Annotated in this window: 2 protein-coding genes; both read left to right on the forward strand. The window is 74.1% G+C overall.

Annotation, left to right across the window (positions count from 1 at the left end):
* A partial coding sequence (locus ACZ7N4_RS38905; protein ID WP_471368718.1) for a type I polyketide synthase occupies positions 1–2,502 on the forward strand: 2,502 nt, incomplete at its 5' end.
* Between the two features lie 46 nt (positions 2,503–2,548).
* A partial coding sequence (locus ACZ7N4_RS38910; protein WP_471368720.1) for a type I polyketide synthase occupies positions 2,549–6,686 on the forward strand: 4,138 nt, incomplete at its 3' end.

Here is a 6,686-nt window from a genome sequence, read left to right on the forward strand (position 1 = left end):
CAGGGCGGTGTCCGGGTCCAGGTCGCCGTCGGCGGACCGGACGAGGAGGGCTCGCGGACGGTGGCGGTCTACTCGGCCCGCGAGGACACCGCGGGCGAGATCGGTGCCGACGCCTGGACCCGCCACGCCACCGGAACCGTGACCCCCTCGGCCGCGGACACCCCGGCCTTCGACACCACGGTCTGGCCCCCGGCCGGCGCCGAACCGGTCGGCCTCGACACCGCCTCCTTCTACGCCGACCTGGCGAGCCACGGCTACGCCTACGGCCCCGCGTTCCAGGGCCTGCGGGCGGTGTGGCGGCGCGGTGAGGAGATCTTCGCCGAGGTCGCCCTGCCGGACGAGCGGCGTGACGAGGCGACCCGCTTCGGCCTCCACCCCGCCCTGCTGGACGCCGCCCTGCACACCGACGCCTTCGCCCAGCCCGACGACGGGCACAACGTCCTGCCGTTCGCGTGGAACGGCCTGGTCCTGCACGCCGCCGGCGCCTCGGCCCTGCGGGTGCGGATCGCACCGCGCGGCACCGACGTCCTGTCCCTCGTCGCGGCCGACGAGAACGGCGGACTCGTCCTCACCGCCGACTCGGTGACGTTCCGCCCGGTGGACGTCGAACAGCTCGACGCCGCCGCGACGGCCGACCGGGGCCGCGACGCCCTGTTCGGGGTCGCCTGGACCGAACTGGCCGCGCCCGCCGGAACACCGGCGCTCACCTGGCAGCGGGTCACCACCGCCGCCGAGGTGACCGCGCTGAAGGACGGAGTGCCCCAGGCCGCCGTCCTGGAACTGCACGGCACCGGTGACGACGACGGTGACGGCACCGAGGCTCTCACCCGGACCACCGCCGCCCTGGAGGTCCTCCAGGCATGGCTCGCCGCCCCGGAGTTCGAGGACGCGCGGCTGCTGGTGGTCACCCGGGGCGCGGTGCCCGCGGGCGGAGCCGCCGCGGTGACCGACGCGGCCGGCGCGGCGGTATGGGGCCTGGTCCGCGCCGCCCAGGCCGAGAACCCCGACCGGATCGTCCTGCTCGACCTGGACCCGGCCACCGACACACCCCCCGACGACCTCGTCACCCCGGTCCTCGCCTCCGGCGAGCCGCAGGTGGCGGTGCGCGGCGCGGAACTGTCGGTACCGCGTCTGGTGCGGGCGGCCGGGAGCGAACCGACGGTGGCGTTCCGTCCCGAGGGCACGGTCCTCGTCACCGGCGGCACCGGCTCGCTGGGCGCGCTGGTGGCCCGGCACCTGGTCGAGCGGCACGGGGTACGGCACCTGGTGCTGGCGAGCCGGCGCGGACCGGACGCCGAGGGCGCCGCCGAGCTGGCGGACGAGCTGGCCGGGCTGGGCGCCGAGTCGGTGTCCCTGGTCGCCGCGGACGTCTCCGACCGTACGGCGGTGGCCGACCTGCTGGACTCGATCCCGGCCGAGCACCCCCTGACCGGTGTGGTCCACACGGCCGGTGTCCTGGACGACGGCGTGATCAGCGCCCTCACCCCCGAACGCCTCGCCCGTGTCTTCGCCCCCAAGGTGAGCGCCGTACGGCACCTGGACGAGCTGACCCGCGGCCTGGACCTCACGGCGTTCGCCGTCTTCTCCTCCGCCTCCGGCCTGTTCGGCTCGGCCGGCCAGGGCAACTACGCCGCCGCCAACGCCTACCTCGACGCGGTCGCCCACCAGCGCCGGGCGGCCGGGCTGCCCGCCACCTCGCTCGCCTGGGGCCTGTGGGAGCAGACCCGCGGCATGACCGCCCACCTGGGCACCGCCGACCAGGCCAGGATGAGCCGGGGCGGCGTCCTGCCCATCGGCCCCGCCGAGGGCATGCGGCTCCTCGACGCGGCCCTGGACACCGCGGAGCCACTCCTGGTCCCCATCAAGCTGGACCTGCGGGCCCTGCGCGCCGACGCCACGGCCGGACGCGCCGTGCAGCCCCTGCTGCGCGGCCTGGTCCGCACCGGCCGCCAGCCGGTCCGCAGCACGGCCGGGGACAGCACCGGCGGACTCACCCGCCGGCTCGCCGGACTCGCCCCGCAGGAGCAGGAGGCGCTGCTCCTGGATCTCGTCCGCGGCCACGTCGCGACCGTCCTCGGCCACGCCGGGGCGGAGCAGGTCGGCCCCGAGACGGCGTTCAAGGACGCCGGTTTCGACTCGCTCACCTCCGTCGAACTGCGCAACCGGCTCCGCGAGACCACCGGACTCAAACTCGCCGCCACCGTCGTGTTCGACTACCCCAACCCGCTCGCTCTGGCCCGCCACCTCCACGCGGAACTGGGCACCACCAACGACGCCCTGTCCCTGGTGCGCGAAAAGATCGAGGACATCGAGTCACTGATCGCCGGACTGCTTTCCGACGAGTCCAAGAAGGCCGACATCGTGCTGCGCCTCCAGGGCCTGGTCGCGAAGTGCAACGGAGCCGTCGAGGAGACCGAGGGTTCCGCCGTGGCGGACCAACTGGAATCCGCCTCCGCCGATGAAGTCCTCGGCTTCATCAACGACGAACTCGGAATCGTCTGACCGTCACGTTGTCGCGGACCGTCAAACCCTCGGTGAGGAATGGAAGATGGCCACAGAGCAGGAACTCCTCAAGTACCTCAAGCGCGTCACGACCGAACTGCACGACCTGCGCCGACAGGTCCGGCGGAGCGCGGACGAGCCGGTCGCCATCGTCGGCATGGCCTGCCGGCTGCCCGGCGGCGTGACGACGCCGGAGGAGCTGTGGCGCCTGGTCGCCGAGGGCCGGGACGCCGTGTCCGACTTCCCCGCCGACCGCGGCTGGGACCTGGACGCCCTGTTCGACGACGACCCGGACAAGACGGGCACCACCTACGCCCGCCAGGGCGGATTCCTGCGGGACGCGGGCCTGTTCGACGCCGACTTCTTCGGCATCTCCCCGCGTGAGGCGCTGGCGATGGACCCGCAGCAGCGCCTGCTGCTGGAGACGTCCTGGGAGGCACTCGAACAGGCCGGCATCGACCCCCTGTCGCTGAAGGGCGCGGACGTCGGCGTCTTCAACGGCATCATGGGCGTCGACTACTTCTTCGGCGGCAACCTCCCTGCCGAACTGGAGGGTTACGCCGGCACCGGCGGCGCGGGCAGCGTCGCCTCCGGCCGCATCTCCTACGTCTTCGGCTTCGAGGGTCCGGCCGTCACCGTGGACACCGCCTGCTCCTCCTCCCTGGTCGCCATCCATCTCGCAGCCCAGGCCCTGCGGCGCGGCGAGTGCTCGATGGCCCTGGCCGGCGGCGCCACCGTCATGGCCACCCCGCACACCTTCGTGGACTTCTCCCGGCAGCGGGGCCTCGCTTCGGACGGCCGCTGCAAGTCGTACGCCGACGCAGCGGACGGCACGGGCTGGGCCGAGGGCGCGGGTGTGGTCGTGCTGGAGCGGCTGTCGGAGGCGCAGCGCAAGGGGCACCGGGTCCTGGCGGTGGTGCGGGGCAGCGCGGTGAACCAGGACGGCGCGTCCAACGGCCTGACCGCCCCCAACGGTCCCTCGCAGCAGCGGGTGATCCGCAAGGCGCTCGCCAACGCCGGGCTGACTCCGGCGGACGTGGACGCGGTGGAGGGTCACGGCACCGGCACCGTCCTCGGCGACCCGATCGAGGCCCAGGCCCTCCTCGCCACCTACGGCCAGGACCGCGAACAGCCCCTGTGGCTCGGCTCGTTGAAGTCCAATATCGGCCACACCCAAGCCGCCGCCGGTGTCGCCGGCGTCATCAAGACGGTGCAGGCCCTGCGCCACGGCGTCCTGCCCGCCACCCTGCACGCCGACGAACCCAGCACCCGCGTCGACTGGGACGCCGGCGCCGTCCGACTCCTCCACCGGACCAGCCCCTGGCCCGACATCGACCGGCCCCGCCGGGTGGGCGTGTCCGGCTTCGGCGTCAGCGGCACGAACGCCCACCTGATCCTGGAACAGGCACCGGAGGAGCCCGCCACCGAGCCGACGGCACCCGCACCGGCCGATGGTGTCGTGCCGGTGGTCGTGTCCGCGCGGAGCACCGGTGCGCTGGCCGGACAGGCCGGACGACTGGCCGGCTTCGTCGACGACAGCGACACCCCGTTGGCGGCCGTCGCCGGGGCCCTGGTGTCCCGGCGGGCGATGCTGTCCGAGCGGGCCGTGATCGTCACCGGGTCCCGTGAGGAGGCGGTGGCCGGGCTGCGGGCACTGGCCGAGGGGGAGACCGCACCCTCGGTGGTCACGGGCACGGGGGTCGACGGGAAGACGGTGTTCGTCTTCCCCGGACAGGGATCGCAACGGGTCGGCATGGGGCGGGAGTTGTACGCCATGTACCCCGTCTTCGCGCAGGCGTTGGACGATGCCTGTGCCGCCCTGGACACGCACCTTGGTCTGGAACAGTCGGTCAGGGACGTGGTCTTCGGTGCCGCGGGTGACGGTCTGCTGGACCGGACGGTGTTCACGCAGGCCGGGTTGTTCGCGGTGGAGTCGGCGTTGTTCCGGCTGGTGGAGTCGTGGGGTGTGCGGCCGGACGTGGTGGCCGGGCATTCGATCGGTGAGGTCGTCGCGGCGCATGTGGCCGGTGTGCTGTCGCTGGAGGATGCGGCGGCTCTGGTGGCGGCGCGGGGTCGGCTGATGCAGGCCCTTCCGTCGGGCGGTGCGATGGTGGCGGTTGCCGCGACCGAGGCGGAGGTCGCCGAACACCTCGGTGACGGCGTGGATTTGGCGGCGGTGAACGCGCCCGGCTCGGTCGTGCTGTCCGGTGACGAGACGGCTGTCCTGGCGGTGGCGGAGAAGCTGCGCGAGCAGGGCCGCCGGGTGAAGCGGCTGACCGTCTCGCACGCGTTCCATTCGGCGCTGATGGAGCCGATGCTGTCGGACTTCGCCGCGGCCTTGTCGGGGTTGTCCTGGAACGAGCCGACGATGCCGGTGGTGTCGAACGTGACGGGCCGGCTCGCCGAGCCGGGGCAGTTGAGCGATCCGGTGTACTGGGTGGACCACGTTCGCCGTCCCGTCCGTTTCGCGGACGGCATCGGGGCCACGGGCGGATCGGTGTTCCTGGAACTCGGCCCCGGCGGCGCCCTGAGCGGTGCCATCGCGGAGTCGGCGGGGGAGGACGCCGTGAGCGTGCCGGCACTGCGCGACGAGCGCGGTGAGGCGGAGACGCTGCTGCTGTCCGTGGCGGAGCTGTTCGTGCGCGGTGCCAGGGTGGACTGGTCGGCCGTGCTCCCCGAGGGCGCCACCGACGTACACGTGGATTTGCCGACGTACGCCTTCGACCACCAGCACTACTGGCTGCGCATGGCGGAGTCGGTGGTCGACGCGGCGGCCCTGGGGCTGGTCGGTGCCGGACATCCGCTGCTGGGCGCGGTGGTGCCCTTGCCACAGTCGGACGGGCTGGTCCTCACCTCCCGGCTGTCCCTGCGCACGCACTCCTGGCTGGCCGACCACGCCGTCGGGGGAGTGGTGGTCGTGCCCGGCGCCGGGCTGGTGGAGCTGGCCGTGCGAGCCGGTGACGAGGTCGGCTGCGGAGTGCTGGACGAGTTGGTCGTCGAGGCACCGCTGGTCGTCCCGGAACAGGGCGCCGTACGCCTCCAGATCACCGTCGGCGGGCCGGACGGGACCGGCGCCCGGAGCGTGGAGGTGTACGCGGCCCCCGACGACACCGCCGGGGCGGACGGGCCGGTCACCTGGACCCGGCACGCCACCGGAATCCTCGCGCCGGCGGCCGGTGCCGCGGCGACCGGCGGCTACGACTTCACCGCCTGGCCGCCGCCCGGCGCACAGCGGGCCGGCACGGACGAGCTGTACGCCGAGCTGATCGCCCACGGCCACGCCTACGGCCCCCTCTTCCAGGGCCTGCGCGGCCTGTGGCGGCGCGGTGACGAGCTGTTCGCCGAGGCCGCGCTGGCGGAGGAGGACCAGACGGAGGCCGACCGGTACGGCGTGCACCCGGCGCTGCTGGACGCCGTCCTGCACCCCGCCGTCCGGGAAGCCGTCGCCGGCGACGCCGCCCAGGTGTGGCAGCCGCTGGAGTGGAACAGGGTCGTCCTGCACGCCACGGGCGCCACGGTGCTGCGCGCCCGGCTCGTACGGTCCACCGCCGGCGTCGTGTCGGTCGAGGCCGCCGACGAGACGGGCGGCCCGGTTCTCACCGCGGACGCCGTGACCCTACGGCCGGTCCCCGCGGACCACCTGGCCACGGCGGACTCCGCCCTCGGCGCGGACGACGCGCTCTTCCGGGTGGAGTGGACCGAACTGCCCGCGCCCCGGCAGGCCCCGGCCGTACCGGAATGGGCCGCGCTGGCCGACCCGAGCGAGGTGAGCGCACTGGCGGCCGGCGCCGAACCACCGGCCGCCGCGCTGCTCGACTGCGCAGCGGACGGTGGCGACGACACAGCGGCGCTCACCTTGACCAGCAGGGCGCTGGGCGTCGTCCAGGCCTGGCTGGCCGAGCCCAGGCTGGAGGGAACGCGCCTCGTCATCCGTACGCGGGGCGCGGTGCCCGCGGGTGGTGTGCGGTCGGTGACGGATCCGGCTGCTGCGGCGGTGTGGGGTCTGGTCCGGGTGGCGCAGGCGGAGAATCCCGATCGGATCGTGCTGCTGGATGTGTCCGAGGGTGTGGACGTGGAGGCGTCGCTCGGCGCTGTCCTGGCCGCGGGTGAGCCGCAGGTCGCGGTCCGTGATGGTGGCTTGTTCGTGCCGAGGCTCGCGCGTTGTGCGTCGGGCGGGTCGTCGG

The organism is Streptomyces sp. NPDC107654, from assembly GCF_055639035.1.